General features: G+C 57.8%; 16 protein-coding genes. 7 read left to right on the top strand and 9 right to left on the bottom strand.

Features of this window, described 5'->3' with window-relative positions; translation table 11 throughout:
• The first annotated feature begins 221 nt into the window (after positions 1–221).
• The gene (locus tag BFV97_RS14465) at positions 222–1,196 is read left to right on the top strand and encodes a DUF2793 domain-containing protein (RefSeq protein ID WP_069301107.1); all 975 of its coding nucleotides are present in this window, start codon (positions 222–224) and stop codon (positions 1,194–1,196) included.
• 63 nt (positions 1,197–1,259) lie between these two features.
• On the opposite strand, the gene BFV97_RS14460 is transcribed toward BFV97_RS14465, so the two are convergent.
• The 3 genes from BFV97_RS14460 to BFV97_RS14450 all read right to left on the bottom strand — a co-directional run bounded on the left by BFV97_RS14460 (position 1,260) and on the right by BFV97_RS14450 (position 5,002).
• Positions 1,260–2,261 carry a PAS domain-containing protein gene (locus BFV97_RS14460; RefSeq protein ID WP_069301106.1) on the bottom strand — a complete coding sequence of 334 codons (1,002 nt, stop codon included), beginning with the start codon at positions 2,259–2,261 and terminating at the stop codon, positions 1,260–1,262.
• A 269-nt stretch (positions 2,262–2,530) separates the two neighbouring features.
• A complete protein-coding gene (locus BFV97_RS14455; protein WP_069301105.1) occupies positions 2,531–3,544 on the bottom strand; it encodes a ParB/RepB/Spo0J family partition protein in 1,014 nt (337 codons plus the stop codon).
• Positions 3,545–3,613: 69 nt separating this feature from the next.
• Positions 3,614–5,002, bottom strand: coding sequence for an AAA family ATPase (locus BFV97_RS14450; RefSeq protein ID WP_069301104.1), 1,389 nt, complete (start codon positions 5,000–5,002; stop codon positions 3,614–3,616).
• Between the two features lie 494 nt (positions 5,003–5,496).
• Here BFV97_RS14450 and BFV97_RS14445 point away from each other — a divergent pair, with 494 nt between their 5' ends.
• Positions 5,497–6,495, top strand: a complete 999-nt coding sequence (locus tag BFV97_RS14445) for a replication initiator protein A (protein WP_069301103.1) — start codon at positions 5,497–5,499, stop codon at positions 6,493–6,495.
• 9 nt (positions 6,496–6,504) lie between these two features.
• Here the strand turns inward: BFV97_RS14445 and BFV97_RS14440 are convergent, their stop codons facing one another.
• The 3 genes from BFV97_RS14440 to BFV97_RS14430 form a co-directional block, all read right to left on the bottom strand.
• Positions 6,505–8,322 (bottom strand): cation:proton antiporter, encoded by a 1,818-nt coding sequence (locus BFV97_RS14440; RefSeq protein WP_069301102.1) that lies wholly within the window; start codon positions 8,320–8,322, stop codon positions 6,505–6,507.
• A 182-nt stretch (positions 8,323–8,504) separates the two neighbouring features.
• Positions 8,505–8,657 carry a DUF3309 family protein gene (locus BFV97_RS14435; RefSeq protein ID WP_069301101.1) on the bottom strand — a complete coding sequence of 51 codons (153 nt, stop codon included), beginning with the start codon at positions 8,655–8,657 and terminating at the stop codon, positions 8,505–8,507.
• A gap of 13 nt (positions 8,658–8,670) precedes the next feature.
• Complete coding sequence (locus BFV97_RS14430) at positions 8,671–8,844, bottom strand: hypothetical protein (RefSeq protein ID WP_157888338.1); 174 nt, start codon at positions 8,842–8,844, stop codon at positions 8,671–8,673.
• A 339-nt stretch (positions 8,845–9,183) separates the two neighbouring features.
• Between BFV97_RS14430 and BFV97_RS14425 the strand changes: the two genes are divergently transcribed.
• The 3 genes from BFV97_RS14425 to BFV97_RS14415 all read left to right on the top strand — a co-directional run bounded on the left by BFV97_RS14425 (position 9,184) and on the right by BFV97_RS14415 (position 12,633).
• A complete protein-coding gene (locus BFV97_RS14425) occupies positions 9,184–9,864 on the top strand; it encodes a DUF1236 domain-containing protein (RefSeq protein WP_069301138.1) in 681 nt (226 codons plus the stop codon).
• A 174-nt stretch (positions 9,865–10,038) separates the two neighbouring features.
• Positions 10,039–11,022: a calcium-binding protein gene (locus tag BFV97_RS18490; protein WP_083225660.1), complete on the top strand. Its 984-nt coding sequence runs from the start codon at positions 10,039–10,041 to the stop codon at positions 11,020–11,022.
• A 105-nt stretch (positions 11,023–11,127) separates the two neighbouring features.
• Complete coding sequence (locus BFV97_RS14415) at positions 11,128–12,633, top strand: M10 family metallopeptidase (protein WP_069301099.1); 1,506 nt, start codon at positions 11,128–11,130, stop codon at positions 12,631–12,633.
• Positions 12,634–12,680: 47 nt separating this feature from the next.
• Here the strand turns inward: BFV97_RS14415 and BFV97_RS14410 are convergent, their stop codons facing one another.
• Positions 12,681–15,734, bottom strand: coding sequence for an FG-GAP-like repeat-containing protein (locus tag BFV97_RS14410; RefSeq protein ID WP_069301098.1), 3,054 nt, complete (start codon positions 15,732–15,734; stop codon positions 12,681–12,683).
• Between the two features lie 121 nt (positions 15,735–15,855).
• Between BFV97_RS14410 and BFV97_RS14405 the strand changes: the two genes are divergently transcribed.
• Together BFV97_RS14405 and BFV97_RS14400 are read left to right on the top strand one after the other, a co-directional pair.
• Positions 15,856–16,929 (top strand): GSCFA domain-containing protein, encoded by a 1,074-nt coding sequence (locus BFV97_RS14405; protein WP_245667753.1) that lies wholly within the window; start codon positions 15,856–15,858, stop codon positions 16,927–16,929.
• On the top strand, positions 16,919–17,563 hold the full coding sequence (locus BFV97_RS14400) for a hypothetical protein (protein WP_069301097.1): 645 nt from the start codon (positions 16,919–16,921) through the stop codon (positions 17,561–17,563). Before BFV97_RS14405 ends, BFV97_RS14400 begins: the two co-directional genes overlap by 11 nt.
• A gap of 81 nt (positions 17,564–17,644) precedes the next feature.
• Here the strand turns inward: BFV97_RS14400 and BFV97_RS14395 are convergent, their stop codons facing one another.
• Both BFV97_RS14395 and BFV97_RS14390 read right to left on the bottom strand, forming a co-directional pair.
• Positions 17,645–18,835: a hypothetical protein gene (locus BFV97_RS14395; RefSeq protein ID WP_069301096.1), complete on the bottom strand. Its 1,191-nt coding sequence runs from the start codon at positions 18,833–18,835 to the stop codon at positions 17,645–17,647.
• Positions 18,836–18,889: 54 nt separating this feature from the next.
• Positions 18,890–19,306: a hypothetical protein gene (locus BFV97_RS14390; RefSeq protein WP_069301095.1), complete on the bottom strand. Its 417-nt coding sequence runs from the start codon at positions 19,304–19,306 to the stop codon at positions 18,890–18,892.
• Positions 19,307–19,445 lie beyond the last annotated feature (139 nt).

Genomic DNA, 19,445 nt, shown 5'->3' with positions numbered 1-19,445 from the left:
GCGCATCCCGTTTCATATTGCGGCCCTCTGGTCAAGGCTGGGGCCATATTCCGCAGTTCTGTGATACCTGTTTTCCCTGTCCGGGCAAGCCTTCGCCCATTGCGGGGGCGCGGGTGGGGTAAAGGTTAAAAAATCCTGCCAGTACCGGACGCCCGCTTTAGGAGTGGTTGAGATATTCCGGCTAGTCTGGCGCGAATATTACCCAAAACCGGAGCCCGCCCATGACCGCTTTCCCAGACACCTCCCCGATCCTCGGCCTGCCTTATATTCTGTCAGCACAGGCGCAAAAACATGTCACCCATAATGAATCGATCCGCATGCTCGACCTGCTGGTGCAACTGACTGTGATCAGCCGCACCATTACCAGCCCCCCTGCCAGCCCTGCCATCGGGGATTGTTATGTAGTGCCCGCCCCAGCCAGCGGCGACTGGGAGGGGCAGGAGGGCGCTCTGGCGGTCTGGCAAGGAACGGCTTGGGCTTTTACCCCGCCACAGGCCGGCTGGCGCGCCTATGCGCTGGACGAGGCGGCGGGAATTACCTTTGACGGCAGCGTTTGGGGCAATAGCGTGATCCTGCAAAACCTGAGCGGCCTTGGCATTAACACCGCATCGGATGCCACTAATCCGTTGGCCGTATCGGGGGATGCCACGCTGCTCAGCCATGACGGGGCAGGGCATCAGCTCAAGATCAACAAAGCCGGCAGCAGCGACACCGCCTCCCTGCTTTATCAAAGCAACTGGTCGGGGCGGGCAGAGATGGGGCTGGCCGGGGATGACAGTTTTCGCATCAAGGTCAGCGCGGATGGAAGCAGTTTTGACACCGCACTGTCCTTTGATCCGGCCAGCGCGACCACACAGGCCAAATGCCTGTCCAGCGGCAAGCTGACGGTGGCTGCGGACAATGTCGGGCTGATCGACACGCCGGGCGCGGGGGGATTTGTGCTGATCACCGTGGTCCATGCCACCTATCCCCAAAGCAGTCACAGCGGGATTTTCTGCTATGACACCGGCGGCTCGCTGGCCTGTGATACGATTTATACAGGCAGCAGCTTTGCCAATCTGGGTACGGCGGTGCTGGACGGAACAACCGGATCAGTGAACACCAGCAGTATTGCGGTCAAGACTGGCCAACTCCAGATCGAGAACCGTTATACCAACCCGTGGACCTATTCCTACACCTTCATCGGCGGACTCTAGGGCAGGGGGGGCAAATGTTCCGCATGCGGAACATTTTGCACCGGATCAGAGTCTGATCAGAGTCTACAGCGGAAAGCTGACACGGGCCTGAAGGCCGGTTTCAGCCCAATCCAGTGTGATCGCGCCCCCCACAGCCACAAACAGGTCATTGACGATTTTCGATCCGCTGCGCCGCTCGGGCTTTACCACTTTCGGGCCGCCGCTCTCTGCCCAGTGAAGCACCAGATGACGGGCATCGCCTTCACCGGCCTCTACCGTCCAGTTCAGCGCAATCCTGCCCGTCTCCGCGCCGAGCGCGCCGTGTTTGACGGAATTGGTGGCAAATTCATGCAGGCCCAGCGACATGCAAGACAGCAGATGCCCCTTCAAAGCCACCTGCGGCCCCTGCAGATCAAATTGCATCGGACCCTTCGGGGCATAGGCCGCCAGAATGCCCTCTGCCAGTTCGCCAAGGTTCACACCCACATCCACCGGCTGGGTAATAGCCCTGAAATGGGCATCGCTCAGGGCCTGCAATCGTTGTGTCACCAACGCGCCAAGCGTTTTGCTGTCCGGCTCTTCCCGCGCGCTCATCTTGATGACAACGGACATCACATTGACGATATTGCGCAGCCGGTGGATCAATTCCTCATTGGCCAGCGCCCGCGCCTGCTCTTCCTGTCGGCGTTTTTCCGTTACATCCAGCTGGGAACCGAAAATGAACACAACATTGCCGTCGTCATCCAGTATCGGCCCGATCTGCAGGGCATTGTCAAACCGCGTCCCATCCGCGCGGTAATTGATGATCTGGACGGTTTCCACCCGGCAGGATTCAATCGCATCCCGCACTGCCTGCACACTTTCGGGGGTGGTTTCCGGCCCCTGCAGAAACCGGCAGTTGCGCCCGATTACTTCGCTTTCGCAATAGCCTGTCAGTTCCATAAAGGCGGCATTGGCAAAGACGATCGGATTGTCCGGCAGGTTCGGATCGGAAATACACAGCGGAATACGCGCATGGCGCACCGCTGCGGCAATCGCCTTGTCGTTATCCAGATCCCAGCGCACACGGCTCCTTACAACGTCCAAAAGACTCGTCCCTGTTCCAAGAACACGGAGTCCTGTTTCATATGTTGCCCCACAACGTTCCCCTTTTTGCTGCAAGTTCTGAAATGCAGACGGGGTACCGCGCTGCCGTTGAACCTGTCTAACGGTTAAAACCGCTGCTGTGAAGGAAATACTCCGGCCATCCTCCCTTAAAAACAAGGGCGCGGCAGCGGAATGATCGCCGCACCGCGCCCATAAGTTTTCCGCCCCTGATTGTTCCGCATGCGGAACATCCCAACAGGGGAAAGCCGCTAAAAAGACTCTTGCTCCAGCAGTTCTGCAATCCGCGTAAGGGTCTTTTCGTCCAGATTTTCCCCTTTTATTTCAATGCGCCCCTGTTTCAAAGACACTTCCAGCCCGTTGCCAAGTTTTTGCCGGACCGGCGCGTCTTTTTTTGCGGGCGCAGACTTTGGTTCTTTGGGCGGTGCTGCAAATGGCGTCAGAAGGGCCAACTCTGCATCAGGCGTTTTAGGCTGTTTCTCCCGCAGGCTGCGCTTGATCCGGTCAGCCAGTTCGGGATCCCGCCGCAGCCCGTCCACCAACGACAGGCCAAGTCGTTCGGGAATATGCCCCGGAAAGCTGAGCACATCCCCAAGGGCGTGATAGATTTCAATGAAAGAGCGAATGCGGGACCGCTTCGGGCGGCTGGCGGTGGCGAACAGGGACAAGAGCGCCTGTTTCTCAGTCCCGAATACCCCGTGTTTTACCGCTTCGGCGGCCACGCTGGCCCGCTCGTAATAGCTCAGACCGACACGGATCTCGTTTTCCTCGACCATGGCCACATAGGCATCCACCGAGGCATCGGGTTTGCGCAGCAGTGCCTGCACCGTGGCGAAACGGTCGTTTTCAGGGTTTTCCTTGCGCAGGAACTCCAGCGCCATCAGACGCCGCCAGCCCGAGATCAGCCCGTATTTCTGGCTTCCCTCGATTTCCATCACCTCGATCGGGGTGCGCTGACCGTGACGCAGGATGGAATCCATCAGCGCCTTCATCTCCTCACCGTCGAGCCGGATACGATCCCGTGCCAGATGGTCCGGCGCAATATGATCGAGCGGTATATCAAGGATCATCTTACCAGAAGCACGGGCGCGGCTGACATCATCCGCCAGCCCCTGCAGGGCGCTGTGGGCCGAAGCCTCGGCAGCCACCTGCGCAATTGGCGGGCCAGACATGCGCGGCGCTTCCGGGGCGGTTTCAGTCGCGGGGGCAGGGCCGTCCTGTGTCAGGAAATCCGGTTTGGCCGGAGCCAGTCTCTTGCGGGCCATGATGTTATTCCTTTCTGTCGCAGGACAAAGAAAACGCGGGAAATGCCTCGGGTGTATGACAGTGCGCCATCAGGATTTGCTCGCAGCGCCCTGCGCCTCCAGTTCGTCCCGCCGCCAGCTTCCGATCAGCAGTTTTTTGAACATCGCATAGGTCTGGTCAAAGGTTTCCCGACCGCGGGCATAGGTCTCGCGGTTGAAATCGCGGTAATCGGCCTCGTAGATGCCGTTGACCTGTTCGCCGGCCTGCCCCACCAGAGCAGTGTAATCCTGCCTGTAGGGGGTCATAAACCGCCCCATATAGGCCTGAATCAGCGCGGCCAGTTCCGCCTGCTGGCCGCTGTCAAACCGTGTGATCACCGTGCGCACTGCATCCCATTCAAAACGGATCTCGTCCCGCCCGAGGGCGCGGGCCGCCATGTTCTCGCCTTCCTCAATGGAATTGAACGTGGCGTGCAGCATGTCAAAGAACCGCCCCGTTGAATCAAATTCAAGGAAAGACGCCCCCATGGGCACCATCAGAATATCCGCCGCAGTCAGCCCGTTGATGGTCAGATAGCCAAGGGCAGGGGGGGTGTCGAGGATCACCAGATCGTAATCATCAAGCACCCCGTCCCGTTCCAGCGCATTGGTCAGCGCATCCCAGAGCTTCCAGCTTTTGAGCCCCATGCGCCAGACGGGGATCTGGAATTCCGCCCAGTAGAGGTTCAGCTGCGCCCCGATCAGATCAATATTCGGCCAGTGGGTTTTCTGGGTAATCTGTTGTGCCGTGATCCCCAGTGCCTCGGTCATGGTATCATCAAGGGGCAGGGGCGCATCGCCCCGATCCGCACGGCGCCGGTTTTCTGCCTGCAGGTCGGTGGCGTAATCCCGTGCGATCAGCGGAAACACCGTGTCCCATTCATCCCGCACCGTGCCGCCGAAGATCGAGGTCATGGAGCCCTGGCTGTCCAGATCAATCACCAGCACCCTGTAGCCGTCCAGCGCCGCTGACATGGCCAGATGGGCCGCCGTGCTGGTCTTGCCCACACCGCCCTTGAAATTCGCCACAGCGGCAATTTTGGCGGGCAGGCCCTTGGGACGGTAGGGGGTATATTCCTTGGACTTCGATCCTTCGGTCGCGAAATGGGCGCGAAGGCGCAGCACCTCGTCCAGTGTAAACCACTTCGCCCCGCCTTCGGTTTCGCTCTCGCCCTGGGGCAGGTTCGGGTTGGCTTTCAGCACGCGGCGAAAATGGGGGGTGGCCACGGGGATCAGATATTTGGTGATCTCCCAGGTGGAAAACAGCCGCAGGGATTTCTTGCCATCCACCACATGACCGCGAGACATCAGATCCTCCCGCCCCCGTGTGCAGACCTGCGCTACATGGGCAAAATCCGATGTGGCTACGGGGTCGCCAAGTTCCGCCAGCGCGTCATCGGCCGAGATGTTGAAATAGGGGGGAAGGGCTGCCTGTGCCATGAGTTTACCTGTATGTGCTGCTTTTTTCCCAATATACCCAAAAACGAAGCACATGAAAGGATTATCCGCACAAAAACCTTATTTTTCTAAGCAAATACAGGGGGTTCAGCAGGGGTTACGCTGGCAAATTTATCACCATTGCAAAAAGACTTAGTTAAGAATCCTGTTATTTATAAGTTACGGGACTTTCTGTCTTTCGGTAAAGCGCTGGTTTTAAGTCAGGAATCCGGCTTTCCAAATACAGCAGTGAATCTGATACCACGTTCAGGTGACTCTGATACCACGTTCAGGCGATTCCGATACCACGTTGGCTTCGGTTGCTTTTATCCACAGGCCCCCCTAGCGTGGGTGTCATTAAAACCACGATAAGATTCGCGCACTGGATCCTGAAAACAGGGGCGGCGCAGACAAGCGGACGGTTGTGGTTGAGCGAGCAGAGCAGAACAATAACGCGCAAAGCCCGACCAGAAAAGGGCGCGCAGGCAGGCAGTATTATGACAACAGCAGGGCTGTTACCGGACCGGTATCCCACCGCGGATTTTTTCCTGTGCGATGTGTTTGACGCACTTCCCAAAAGCGATCTTGCCTCGATGGAGCATCCGCTGTTTTCCCTTTCCACCCGTCCGGACCGGCGCATCCTGCGCTATGAACACGGCGAGAGCGTGATCGAGATTACCCCGTCGGTGCGCGGTCTGGCCACGCTTCATGACAAGGACATCCTGATCTACTGCATGAGCCAGCTTATGGCGGGCATCAACGCGGGGCGGGCGGTCAGTCAGGTGTTGCACCTCAAGGCCCATGACCTGCTGGTGGCCACAAACCGCGAAACATCAGGGGATGGTTACAAACGTCTGCGCGAAGCTTTTGAGCGTCTGGCAGGCACCCGCATCACCACCAACATCGTCACTGGTGATCTGGAAACCACCAGCGGCTTTGGCCTGATCGAAAGCTGGGAGATCGTGCGCAAAACGGGACGGGGGCGGATGGTCAGCGTGTCGGTGAAACTGTCGGACTGGCTGTTCCGCGCTATCGCCTCGAAATCCGTGTTGACCCTGTCGCGGGATTACTTCCGCCTGCGCAAACCGCTGGAGCGGCGCATCTATGAAATCGCGCGCAAACATTGCGGGCGCCAGCGGGAATGGCGGGTGGGTCTGGAAACCCTGCTGAAGAAATCAGGGTCCAATTCGCCCCGCCGTGTGTTTCGCAAGATGATCCGCGATATGATCGCCGCCGACCATCTGCCCGACTATCAACTGTTCGAGGATGAGGGCGACATCATCCGCGTCGCCCCGCGCAACGTGGTGCTGGAGCCAAGCGAGAAGCCGGTGATCTCTGCCGCTGCTCTTGAACAGGCCCGCGCCCTTGCGCCCGACTGGGACATCTATGCGCTGGAATCCGAATGGGTGGCCTGGTGGGCGGGCAGCGGGCGCCAGAAACTGCGCAGCGCCGACGGCGCGTTTCTGGGGTGGGTGAAACGCAAAACGGCGGGGTGAGGGATCGGCTCAGTTCTCCCGCCGCTTCGGTTTTACCGGCATCAGTGACAACAGTTCTACGTCCACGGTGTTTTTCGGGTCTGACTCCGGCTCAAGGAAACGCAGGGTGCCGCTTTTGCCCAGTTCTGCAATCAGGATGGCTTCGGGATGTTTCTCGCGCCATTGATCCAGCGTGAATTCTTCGGACAATCCGGTCACGCGGAACTCCCAGCCCTGGGAGATCAGGGCGTTGGCCTCAAAGTAGGTTTTGCCGCCGCCAATCACGCGTCCCCCCAATGTGGCGGGCAGGGCGTGGCGGGAACTGGCCTCGCGCACCCGTTTTACCTGAAACACATTGTCCCGACCGAATTCGGGCGCCAGATCGGTGGCCACCAGCGTGTTATAGGCATCATTGTCCGTGGCGCAGATCAGTTTCTCATAGGCGACAAGGTTGATCCGTTCCTCGGCGGCCTTTGACAGAATATCGCCAAAGAAGGTTTCTATACCCGCATCCCTTGCGCCGCGCAGATGGGCGTGGTTGGGATCTGCGATAATCACCTGCAGGCCCATCTTCTGTAACGCCTCGGCCAGCGCCACAGACCAGCGTGACCCGCCCAGAATGATCACCCCCGTGGTGGAAGACGCCGTCAGCCCCAGCACTCTGGCCATAGGCGTCAGGGTAAACCCGTGCAAAACGACAGTCGCCGCCACAAGCGCAAAGGCAAGCGGCGCGATCCGGTCGGCATCCGCAATCCCGATCTGCACCAGCCGTTCCCCGAACAGCCCCGCAACCGCCACCAGCACCACACCGCGCGGTCCGGTAAAGGCCACCAGCAAACGCTCGCGCCAGGTCACATCGGAAAAGGACAGAGCCGCCAGAACGGGCAGGGGGCGGGCGATCAGGATCACCGCCAGCACAAACAACAGCGCCGTCAGGTCCAGCGAGCGCAGCGAGGCCCAGCTCATATTGGCGGCCAGAAGGATGAACACGCCGGAGACCAGCAGCACGGTGGCGTGTTCTTTGAAGCGGCGCAGCTCTGTGTAGCTGGGCAGACGGGCGTTCGCGACCCAGATGCCCATGATCGTCACCGCCAGCAATCCGGATTCATGCAACACGCCGTCAGACAGGGCAAAGACACTCAGCAGCACCACGAACAGAACCGGCACTTTCATATATTCAGGCACATAGGCCAGCCGGAAGGCCCGCGCGATGCCCCATCCCCCCGCAATGCCAAGCAGCGTGGCGACACTGATGCCAATAGTCAGATCCTGCGCGGCGGCACCGGCCGAACTGGCCGTTTCAAGCACGATCACCACCTGAAAGGCCAGCACCGCTGCCAGTGCCCCCACCGGATCGTTGACGATGGCTTCCCATTGCAACAGGGCAGCAGGGCGTTTTTGCAGTTTGGCCTGACGCAGCAGGGGCGCGATGACCGTAGGGCCGGTGACAATCATGATGCCGCCAAACACCGCCGAGGCAGCCCAGCTCAGCCCTGCCACATAATGCAGCGTCAGCGCAGAGGCGAGCCAGCCAAGCGGCGCCCCGAGAACCACCAGCCGTTTGACGCCGGTAGCCGCGTCCCGCAGGGTGTGAAAGTTTAGGGTCAGCCCGCCCTCAAACAGAATGATTGCCACCGCAATGGCGATCATCGGCCCGAGCATATCTCCGAACTGTCCCGCAGGATCGAGAATGCCAAGGAAGGGGCCGAAAATCAGCCCCGCCACCAGCATCAGTACAATAGAGGGCATTCGCAAACGCCAGGCCAGCCACTGGCTCCCCACGCCAAGGGCCCCCACAAGGGCAAATGCCATGACCGGGGCCAACCCTGCTGTTTCTGCTGCCGCCATATATCCCTCGCCGCTTGTATGTGAAAACGACGCTACCGCGCCCCGTAGATGCCCGCCACATTATTCGCGCAAAAACCCGACAAACGCAGGGGGCTGCTTTTGCTCGTTCTGACACCAAAAGACCCGCAGCCTGATGGCACGGGTCCTTTAATGTGGAGATACGGTCTGACCGGCACGGTACCCTACATGCGCCCTGTCAGGGCAAGCACGATCACGATGATCAGGATGATGCCCAAAGCACCTGACGGGAAATATCCCCAGGACCGGCTGTACCCCCATGTTGGCAGTGCCCCGATCAGCAGCAGGATGAGAATGACAAGAAGTACAGTGCTCATGGCTGTTCCCGTTCTATTCGCTTACAGGGTTTTCAATGGACACATTCACGTCCTTGTCAGGGCCCGAAGCATCGCCACCTAAGAAGAAATAGGCACCGACCGCGACGATCACGACCAAAGCACCGATCAGGAACCAGCTCCCGCCGTTGCCACCTGTCGTTACGACTGTTGTATCTCTATCGGACATGTTTTGCTCCTTGTGTTTTGTGAAGGGAAAACGCAACACGCCCGATTTAGTTCCGGTCCGGCCGGATTTAGTGTCTGTTTCATGACGCACCGGTCTGTTTTCACCGGATCTATTTCCCGCAGGCCGGCAGGATAGTGCCGGTAAGTGCGCCCCGAACGGCGTAAAAATGCCGGTCCTGCGGGGCCGCATTTTTTCTCCATCCGTTCAAGGAACTTCATCCGCTGCTTGCCGTTAGTGGAATGTTGCCGGCTGGCGGACGGGGTGCTCTTCCCAGTGCCCTTACCGTCCGGGCGGCACCGGAATGAAACCGAAGTTATGAATTATACGGAGGAACATAAAATGAATCTGGTAAAAACAGGCCTGATCTCGAGTCTTCTCATCTCTACCGCGCTGCCCGCAGTGGCGCAAACAGTCGAAGCGGTTGCAGCCACCGACCTCAACATCCGCTCCGGCCCCGGCCCGCACCATTCTGTGGTGGGTGTAATCCCCGGTGGCAAGGAAGCCAGTGTCGAGGGCTGTCTTGAGTCAACATCGTGGTGTCAGGTGAAATTCGGTGATGTCACAGGCTGGTCAAGCTCTGACTATCTGGCCGTGAATGTAGAGGAAAAAGCGGTGGCTCTGACGACCCGCCCGCAGTCCTACAATGTCAAAACCGTGACCTATGAAGACGCCGAAGGCACCAAGAAGAATGAGAACGAAGGCGCAGCCGTTGGCGCAACGCTCGGCGCACTGACAGGTGTTGCCCTTGGGGGTCCGATCGGCGGCGTCATTGCCGGTGGTATTCTGGGCGGGGCTGCCGGTACAGCCGCAGCAGAGCCTGAGGAAGAAACCATCACCTATATCAGTTCCAATCCGGTAGAGACCGTGTATCTGGACGGCGAAGTGGTTGTAGGCGCCGGTGTGCCCGAAGCAGTTAAAACCTATGAGCTGCCCCAGTCGGAATTCCGCTACCTGAATGTGAATAATCAGGCGGTGGTTGTGGATGCGGAAACAAATCAAATTGTACGTGTAATCCGCTAAATATCCCCGCAGATTTAATTCCTAATGAAAAGCCCCGTGGACCCCTCCACGGGGCTTTTTGGTATGGTCGGGCGGGGTTTTAGACCCTTAGCGGCCTTTTTTGCCCCCCCTTTGCCTAAAATGCCAGCTACTCTGTAGCAGCTTTTTTGATCCGGCCCGTTAGGGTGCAGCCCTATGGCGATACGGGTTTATAAAAAGGGCAAGGGCGATGTGCTGAAGGGGACGGTGGGGTCGGACAGCTACCGCGTGGATCTGGACCGGCTGCGCTACAAGACGCTGGAGTTGGAAGACAGGGGCGGGGCGGCAGACGAACTGGCGATCCTTGATAGTGATGGGAAATGGGCGGCGAAATGGGTGCTGGTGCAGGACGGGGCGCTGGTCTGGAACGGGGCTGGTGTCGGGCGCATTGCAATCCCGCTGAACGGGGCGGGTGCGCCCAAGATTGAAACCCTGCGCTTTGGCAGCAGTAAGGATGATCTGTCACCCCCCCTGACCCTGACCACCGATCTACAGCCTGAAAGCGGACAGTCCCTTTTGATTGCCGGCACCCGTGGCGCGGACCGGATCATCGGGCCGGATGCGACAGGCAAAGGCCCGGGCAGTCTGGTTTATGGGGGCGGGGGTGCGGACCGGATCAGTGCAGGCAGCGGCGAAGACTACACGGTTTACGGCGGCGGCGGCGGTGATGTGATCTCAACCGCAGGACCGGCGCGGGCGCAGTTTTACGGGCAGACCGGCAAGGACATCCTGTTTGGTTGCTCCGGCAACGACTGGCTTTACGGCGGGGCGGGGGGCGACCAGATCTATGGCGGCGCGGGCAGCGATCTGCTGGCGGGGGGTGGCAAAGGGGATACCCTGTCGGGAGGCGATGGCGCGGACCGGATCAACGGGGGAAAGGGCAATGACCTGCTGACGGGGGGCGCGGGGGCGGATGTGTTTGTCTTTAACGCCAGCAAATCCGAAGGCCGCGACCGGATAGAAGATTTCACCACAGGCGTGGACCGCTTGCAGGTGAAAGGCGAATCCTTTGGCGCATTGGAGTTGGAGGCTACAGGCGCAGAGTCGACAGATACGCTGGTGGTTTTACCCTCGGGCACCCGCATCACACTGGTCGGGCATAGTCTTTCGGATACAACAGAAGCAGATTTTCTCTTTTAATATACGTTAGGGCTGGCTGTGCTGTCGGAGGAGCTGTGCTATCCGTCATAGCCAGCCGCATGCCCCCCCGAGAGGCTTGCCAGATATTTCGACAGGAGTCCGACAATGGCCGGAGAACGCGCCTATATTCCCTTTAGCGTAGACACCAATACGGGTGATGCGGACCAAAGCATTGACGCGCTGTTGGAAGGGCAAAAATGGGACACCAGCAGCAACACGCTGATCACCTACAGCTTTATCGACGAAGCCGCGGATATTTCTTATGACACCCAAGGGCTGAGTTTTGCCAACGGGTTTAACAGCAAGCAGATCGCCGCCGCAGAGCTGGCGTTTTCTATGCTGGCGGAACTGGCGCTCGTCACATTTGACGAAATCGGGGATGATCCGGGAGAAAACAACGCCGACGGCACCCTGCGGTTCGGGGATTTTGAGGGGCTTTACACCGCTTACGGGTTTTACCCCTACCTCGACGAAGCCGCCGGAGATATGGCCTTCAAAGACGGCCAGTACGAAGACCCTTTCATCGGCTCTTACGCATTCACAGCCGGAATATTGCACGAAATCGGCCATGCGATGGGATTGAAACACGCCCATGAAGAAGAGGATGGCACAGGGCTGATAGAGGACCATCACGACAGCCATGAATATACGGTGATGACCTATCACAGCTATATTGGTCAGCCTGACAGTATCCGTTTCCTGACCAATGCGCCGGGGCATAACCCGCAAAGCTATATGATGCTGGATATTGCCGCCTTGCAGCGCATGTATGGCGCAAATTTTGACACCAACAGCGGCAATACCACCTACAAGTTTTCCACCGAAACCGGCGAGATGTTTGTGAACGGCACAGGGCAGGGCACACCCGGTGAGAACATCGTGCTGCGCACCATCTGGGACGGTGGCGGCAAGGATACTTATGACCTGTCCAACTATGACACGGCCCTGCTGATTGATCTGGAACCCGGATTGTACAGCACCTTTGATTATCATGGCACCCGCCAGCGGGCCGAGCTGAACGACGGCTATGCCGACGACGAGATCTTTGTCGGAGATGCGGCTGTCGTCTATGCAAAAGGAAATCTTTACAACGCCTTACAGTTTGAAGGGGATAAACGCTCTTTGATCGAAAATGCCATTGGTGGCGGCGGGGATGACGGGATTTACGGCAATAGCGCCAAGAACATGCTGAAAGGCGGCGGCGGTAAGGACTGGCTCTACGGCTTTGGCGGGGCGGATGATCTGATCGGCGGCGCCAAACGGGACAAGCTGATTGGCGGCGGCGGCAATGACGACCTTACCGGCGGGGGCGGCCGCGACCGGCTGAAGGGCGGCAACGGGCGCGACGATTTCTTCGGCGGCAAGGGCAATGACAAACACACCGGCGGCAAGGGCGCGGATACCTTCCATTTCGACACCACCGTAAAATCGGGCAAGGACAAGATCACCGATTTTGAGGAGGGTAAGGATATGATCGAAATCGCCGGGGGCGACAGCTTTTCCTGGTTTGGCGAAGGCGATGATACTATCGTGGTCTGGACCAAAGGGCAGGTCACACTGCTTGGCGTGGACGAGAGCCTGATCGACTTTACCGATTTCAACATCGTTTAACCGGCGCGGATGTTTAACGGGCGGGGGCGTTCAACAGACGGGGGCGTTTAACGGATCACCCTGTAGGTGGCCCCGGCGGTAAGCGGGCCGGTTTCGCTTTCGCGGCCATCCGGCCAGCGGATGCGGGCAGAGGTAATCCCCGTCTGCGCCCCCAGCCCGAAATGGGCCACGGGCGCATCAAAGGACATGAACCCGCCACCCAGTTGCAGCTCGCGACTTTGGGTGCTGCCATCCTGCGTGGTGACCTGCACCACCGCCCCGATGCCAAAGCGGTTCTTTTTGGTGTGATCCTCCAACCTGAAGGCGATGGCATTACCCTCCTGGCTGTTGTTGCGAAACACAGTCAGCGGCCCGTTCACCGGATGCGCAACCATATCGAGATCACCGTCCCCATCCATATCAAAGGCAGTTGCGGTGGCCGTCATCAGGTAATCTTCCAGCCCGAAGGGGCCCGAGCTTTCAACAAAGCTACCATCCCCCTGATTGTGAAAGAAAAGATTTGAGGGGCTGACCTCATTCGGGACCCATGTACCATTGACGATATAGACATCCTGCGCCCCGTCATTGTCAAAATCCGCGATTTTCGTGTCCCAGCTCCAGCCGCCCACATCAAGGCCACGGGTCTCGGCGGTGTCCTCAAAGCGCAAGCCCTGCGCCCCGTTTTGTTCCAGCAAGACGTTAGAGCGCAGGATCTGCTGGATCGCGGCGTCGGCTTCTGCCTGTGTGGGTTGGCGGATAGGTCGGAAATGGGCGGTGCAATAGGCTTTGGCAAGGCTCTGGTCCGCAGGGATCAGATTGCAGACAGCCGGATCGTTCTGCTGGATCGCCAGATCCTTCACCAGCATCCCTTTGCACTCCCGCTGGTCGCGCCCAACCAGTGTGGCGCAGCGGGCGGCATAGCTGGGGTCAAAGTTGTTGCCCGATTTATACCATGTCTTGATCGCCATATTCCGCGCACAGGTTTCTTTATCCTCTGCCCGTTTGATCCCGTCGCAATACTGCTCCAGCGGCTGCATCTTCAGGGTCGAAGACACCCCCGAAGAGCGTCCTGCAATCTGCGCAAGGTAGATTTCCGGCGTGCCGTCATTCAACAGGTCGGCGGTTTTTATGGCCATCGTTGTGGTGGTGGTATGGGGGATGATGTTCTGCGCGTAAGTGATGGCCTCAAACCCGCCTTTACCATCCCCAAGGTAAAAGTAATCGGGGATTTCAAAGTCATTGCCCACCAGCAGATCACTGGTCCCGTCGCCGTTGATGTCGCTGAACAGGATCGACAGGGTTTCGCCCGGAATACCGGGCAAATCGGTAAAGCGGCTGCCGTCCAACGTGCCTGCGTCATTCAGCAGGATACGGTTGCGGGATTCCTCGCCCGGGATGCGGCGGTACCAGCCTGCGGCCCAGTTGCCCAAAGCCACGTCAAGATCTCCGTCCCGATCCAAATCCGCAAAAGACAGCGCAAGGCTGAGGATCGCATCTTCGCGGTTGGCCACAGGGGTGATGCCAACAGCGCTGAAATCTCCGCGGTCACTGGTGATCAGGAAATTTCCCTGCCGGTAGGTGGTGACAAAAATATCAAGCCAGCCGTCGCCGTCCAGATCCACAAGGGCCGCGTTAAACACAGGCGCCGAGGCCAGTGGCCCGAGATCAAGCGCTCGGCGGGTGAATTGCCCCGCACCGTCATTGTCATAAAGATACAGCCCCTCGTAAGTGGAGGCGATCAACAGGTCCATGTCCCCGTCCCCGTCCACATCCCCCGAAGACAGGCTGCGCCCTTCCCAGAACGGGGGCCACATATCCTGAAAGGAAAACTCGATGGGTTTGTCGATGCCGATTTCCCAGCCCTCCAGTCGGGTGAAGGGGGTCTCGGCGGCAGGCGAGGGCGGCGTGAAGGGCATTTTGGTGATTGTAATATCTGCCGTGGCTTCCTGTGCATGGGCTATCGGGATCAGGGAAAACGGGGCGCTGTGGTCTTTGGACAGCAGGATGTTCAGCGCCCGTTTGCTCTGCCAGTTGTAATAGCTTTGCGTGCCGATCCCCGCGCCGATGCCAAGCACCATGATGACCCCGCTCATCAACAGGGCGGCGCGCAGGGAAATACTGCCCGCCACGATGAAGAAGGAATAGATCGAGAAAATGCCAAGCGTAAACAGCAGCGCCATCACATATCCCGGCGCAAGACCTGCAGACAACAACGCCCCGGCCAGCACCACGTCAAAGGCAATCGGCACCGGCAGGAACAGCCCCACAAGGGCCACGGCCACGACGATAAAGACACTGAAAGACATACCTTCAAGGGTCTCGGGCGGGATCAATGTGCCCACAATCGCCCCGAGGAATCCGGCCAGAAGCATCAAAGGCACCGTGGTGCGCAGGATGAACCACAGATTGACGGCATAGGCTTTGACAAAGCCGAGGAAAGCGGCCAGCAGCGGCTCGCTTTGCGGGGTTGTATCGGGCAGATCCCAGCCTGTCGCGGGTACCGGCGGGGGCACTTCAAGCTGGCTGCGCGGCAACAACCGGCAGACCAGCGGAACGGCGATCAGGATGACAAACAGGCTCAGTACCACTTTTGTCACCACCATATAAAGCGGCAGCAGGGAAATCAGCATGGTCATCACCACCGCATTCAGCGTCGGAGACGCGACCATGGCTGAAAGCGTGGTTTCCGCCCGCATTCCGGCCGCATAAAGACCCTTGGCAATGGGCGCAGCACAGTTCACACAAACCCCGAGCGGTGCGCCGATGAACAGCCCGAGCAGGGAATTGAGATACCCGCCCTTGAAACTGCGTTGGCGCAGATAACCGAAAAACGTCAGCATCGCCGCCCCGAACAACAGCCCGAAGGTCATGCCATTCTTATTGGTGTGCAGCCAGTTCAGCGTCGAAAGCCCGATCTTTTCCCAGACCGGCATGGAGTCAAGAATGGGGTATTTCGCCTCAAAGCTTAAGGAATCCTCGAGCTGGATCGCACCCGACATCATCGCCTTTTCATCCAGCGCCGGATAGCGCGACTGCGTCCAGAAAACCGCCGCAAGACCGACGATCAGCAACAGGGTGAAAAAAGCACGTTTCTGAAAAGGCGGTGTGACGAGGGTTTGCATGTCGTACTCATTCTGTGCAGGAACGCGTTGAAAATACTTTTAATTCAAGATATTAATGGCGATAATATGATGGAGAAAATAGATATTTTCAAACCCTTTTTTCCTTGCGGAGTTTTCTATCTTGCCCCCAGAAAAAGTGCATGACAATCCTTATAAAACCTTGAGTGCAAGGAATTTCTGGCGGACAGCCATCGCAGAATCGGGACCCTTTGGGGTCTTTGGCATCCACCGCGCCAAATTCAGGATTTCACAGTCTGACAAGATTGTAACCGCCGGTTCCTGCTTTGCGCAGAATGTCGGACGGGCGTTGCAGAACAAAGGTTACCACTGGTTCAATGCAGAACCTGCGCCACAGTTTCTCTCTCCTGAGAATGTCCGCCGGTTCAACTATGATGTGTTTTCCTTCCGGACAGGGAATATCTATTCGGTTGCGCTGTTGCGTCAGTGGCTGGAATGGGCTTTCGGGGACTTGCAACAGAGCGATGAGGTCTGGTTTGAGGATGGTCGGTTCTTTGATCCCGTCCGGCCTGTTATTGAACCGAACGGATTTGCGTCCCGCAAAGAGGTTTTTGATGCCCGCGCAAGGACATTGGCTGCTATTCGCAGCGCGGTGCAGCAGGCGCAGGTTTTTGTATTTACCCTCGGACAAACAGAGACTTGGGTGAATAACCGGACCGGGCTGGTTTACCCAATGTGCCCGGGGACCCAGAAGGGAAAGTTCGACGGCGGACTGCATGAAATGATCGATTTTTCCTACATGCCGATCCGCGAGGACATGATGCCGGTTCTGGAGTTGTTGCGCCGCGAAAATCCGGCGATCAAGGTTCTGTTGACGGTCTCTCCGGTTCCACTGACAGCAACAGCCAAGGCGGAGGAGCATGCGCTTGTGGCAAACACCTACACCAAATCAACCCTGCGTGCCGTGGCTGGGGATATGGCCAACGGCCACAATTTTGTGGACTATTTTCCTTCTTACGAACTTCTGACAGCACCGTCTTTTCGCGGGATGTTCTATGCGCCGAACGCGCGCACGATCACAAAAGAGGGGATCGATTTTGTAATGAAGCATTTCTTCAAATGTTTTTCTCATGCAGAAGAAATCGGCCCGGGTCAGGAAGCGAACCGAAGCGACAGCGCCGCGGACGGCGAATTGGTATGTGATGAAATGATCCTGGATTTCTATAATGCCGGATGAGGTTTTTCTGGTTGGCGATTCATTCGTAATTGCAATCGCACAGGCGGCGAAAGCCACAGGTCTCGGGTATCAGGGCGGGCCGGTTTCTGCGGGACGGTTTCTGGAAGAACCTTTTTACCGGATTGAGCAAGACCGTTTCGAGATCACTCTGGAGGGCAGCGGGCCAATCCGGCCCCTGTTTCACGATTTGCTCCGCAGTTCAGCGCCGGTCATCAGCACGGTCGGGTTCAATTCACATCGTCTCGCGGCACAATTTACCGCACTATACAGAACACAGGGTGTTGCCCATTATTCCGAGATGATGTCGGGGGATGTCTTTGCCGCCTGTGTGCTGGATGCGCGGGCCGTGGCGCTGGAATTTTACCGGATGCTCGCAGATGCGGGGCGGAAGGTTTTCTTTACCTGTTCCCCCCAGCGCGTTCCGCTTCCGGAGTTGGAGGTGCTCAGAGAGGCCGAAACCATACTGATTGATGCGGTTTCTGCAACGGGTGCAGTTTTTCTGGATGCACGCCCTGGGACAGCAAATGCGCAAGGTCTCTTGCCGGAGTTTGCCCTGCCAGAGGATACAATTCATGCAAATGCCGGATGGGGGCAGATCGTCCTGGATTTATGGGCAGCCCGCCAGACGGATTGATCGTATCGTCTGAAACGGACCGGGCGGCGCAACAGTTTCGTTGCGCCACCCGGTTTTTGTTTGGCCCGTTGGAAGGCCGGTTTATTTTTCCAGCATGTCCAGACGGGTATTCAACGCCGTGATAGTCTTTTGCTGATCGAGTGTATAAAGGGTTAGCTCTTCGATCTTGCGCAGCAGGGCCATTTGCATTTTGCCCACGTTCAGACCCTTGGCGCCGATTTCCTTGGCGGAGGGGATGTCCGGCAGGTGGCTGTTTTCCACAATGAAGGCCTCGACATCGGAGAGAGGACGCAATTCGTAGCTATCTTCGAATACGTAATCGGGCACGTTGAGCGTATCGGTCCCTGAAATGAAGTCGCCGGTAATGGTAAGGTTTCCGTCGTTGGAAAGGGAAAACTCGTTGCCGCCGGTTACAGGGGAGAGGATTGTGAAGGCACCGCCGAGAGAGGCTAATTTCCAGACCTCACTTCTGGCCGTGTTGATGAAATTCAAAGATATGTCACCGTTATTCTTCAGGGCGGCCATTGTACGGATTGCGGTGGTTCCATTGACGTTTTCAACGGCGAAATGCCCCAGATCGGAGGGGTCATAGGCGGCAACAACACCACCCGCTGCGGTTGTTCGTACATGGAGGTTAGTGTCCGGACTGTCCGTCCCGACACCCACATCGTTGTTAGAATCTATAAAAAGCGAATTTGAATCCGCGCCCGGGCGGATACGGAACGGCAGTTGGCTGCCGTTGGTGACATCACGGACAAAGAAGTTGGTTTCGTTGCCTGCGAGATCCCATGTTTGCGGGGTAAAGCCGGAAGATCCGTCCTGTTCCAGACGCAAGGTCGGGCTATCGCCGGTTTTTGTATGGATATCGGTCACTGGTGTATTGGTGCCAACGCCAATGTCACCTTGACTATCCACATAAAGCGCATTGCTGCGGGCGCCGGCTTCTACCCTGAAAGGCGTTCTGCCGGCCGTGGCATCTTCAATCGCGAAGTAATTTCCACCGCCGTTGGAGGAGTCATTGGCAGTCAGCCGCCAGTCATTGTTGGGAAAGCTGGCGGAACTGGAGGTATCATCAAAATGAAGCCGCAGGTTGTTTTCCTTCAGGCGAAGTGTGTCAAAGCTGAAGTTCTCTCCGTTGATACAATCCTGCCCGACGCAGAGGCTGCCCCGAATGATCACATCATCCAGATGCTGGATGTCCGCAGAGGCGGTGCTGCCCAGACCGGCTGTGCCCAGGGCAAGGGCGGCGGCGGTGGTTCTTAGTAAAGTCATTTTGCAAATCTCCCGTTTGCGGGGCGTGTGCCCCCTTTGAATGGTGTTAAGCGGTTATTCTTCGACGATGTCTTCTTGTTTGGTGATCACCCCGCGGGACACAACAAAGCTGCCGCCCATCTGGAAGGGTTTGGCGATCTCGTCTTTCTGGTTCTCGCCGCGGCCGTTGTTCAGCTGGTTGCGCAGCTTGATCTTCTCGGTGGTGGCGGCGGTCAGTTCATAGCGGTAAACCCCGTCTGTCACCGGCGCCGCATCGCGCAGATAAAACTTCGGAGAGCCTTTTTCCGCCAGGATATTGGTGACAAATCCGTCAGGGCCGGAGACTACCAGTGTGGCATTGCTCAGGCTGCCCCAAGATTCAAACCACAGGGTAGTGGTGTCGGTGCGCTCCACCGGTTCATTGGCAAAAGCGGCACCGGCCAGAAAAAGACCGACGAAAAGGGCGGGGAGTGTTCGGCTTGTTTTGTACATCTTCCGGACCTTATCCTAGAGTTTGAGCGAAATTATGGCGAATACTCTAATTTGGGTGGAAAGCCCGTCTATGAGTGTGATTTTCTACACTAATTTATAAGCTATTAAGTATTTCGGCGCAAAACTTTTGTGAAGTTAG

The organism is Neptunicoccus sediminis, assembly GCF_001719615.1.
GTDB classification, from domain to species: domain Bacteria; phylum Pseudomonadota; class Alphaproteobacteria; order Rhodobacterales; family Rhodobacteraceae; genus Amylibacter; species Amylibacter sediminis.
Note: the sequence above shows the minus strand (reverse complement) of the source record. Positions and strands in the feature narration are given on the sequence as shown.

What these genes read in the sequence shown, in the direction of transcription:
- BFV97_RS14465 (WP_069301107.1), top strand. Translation starts at nt 222, where the DNA reads ATGACCGCTTTCCCAGACACCTCCCCGATCCTCGGCCTGCCTTATATT.
- BFV97_RS14455 (WP_069301105.1), bottom strand. Translation starts at nt 3,544, where the DNA reads ATGGCCCGCAAGAGACTGGCTCCGGCCAAACCGGATTTCCTGACACAG.
- BFV97_RS14450 (WP_069301104.1), bottom strand. Translation starts at nt 5,002, where the DNA reads ATGGCACAGGCAGCCCTTCCCCCCTATTTCAACATCTCGGCCGATGAC.
- BFV97_RS14445 (WP_069301103.1), top strand. Translation starts at nt 5,497, where the DNA reads ATGACAACAGCAGGGCTGTTACCGGACCGGTATCCCACCGCGGATTTT.
- BFV97_RS14440 (WP_069301102.1), bottom strand. Translation starts at nt 8,322, where the DNA reads ATGGCGGCAGCAGAAACAGCAGGGTTGGCCCCGGTCATGGCATTTGCC.
- BFV97_RS14435 (WP_069301101.1), bottom strand. Translation starts at nt 8,657, where the DNA reads ATGAGCACTGTACTTCTTGTCATTCTCATCCTGCTGCTGATCGGGGCA.
- BFV97_RS14430 (WP_157888338.1), bottom strand. Translation starts at nt 8,844, where the DNA reads ATGTCCGATAGAGATACAACAGTCGTAACGACAGGTGGCAACGGCGGG.
- BFV97_RS14425 (WP_069301138.1), top strand. Translation starts at nt 9,184, where the DNA reads ATGAATCTGGTAAAAACAGGCCTGATCTCGAGTCTTCTCATCTCTACC.
- BFV97_RS18490 (WP_083225660.1), top strand. Translation starts at nt 10,039, where the DNA reads ATGGCGATACGGGTTTATAAAAAGGGCAAGGGCGATGTGCTGAAGGGG.
- BFV97_RS14415 (WP_069301099.1), top strand. Translation starts at nt 11,128, where the DNA reads ATGGCCGGAGAACGCGCCTATATTCCCTTTAGCGTAGACACCAATACG.
- BFV97_RS14410 (WP_069301098.1), bottom strand. Translation starts at nt 15,734, where the DNA reads ATGCAAACCCTCGTCACACCGCCTTTTCAGAAACGTGCTTTTTTCACC.
- BFV97_RS14400 (WP_069301097.1), top strand. Translation starts at nt 16,919, where the DNA reads ATGCCGGATGAGGTTTTTCTGGTTGGCGATTCATTCGTAATTGCAATC.
- BFV97_RS14395 (WP_069301096.1), bottom strand. Translation starts at nt 18,835, where the DNA reads ATGACTTTACTAAGAACCACCGCCGCCGCCCTTGCCCTGGGCACAGCC.
- BFV97_RS14390 (WP_069301095.1), bottom strand. Translation starts at nt 19,306, where the DNA reads ATGTACAAAACAAGCCGAACACTCCCCGCCCTTTTCGTCGGTCTTTTT.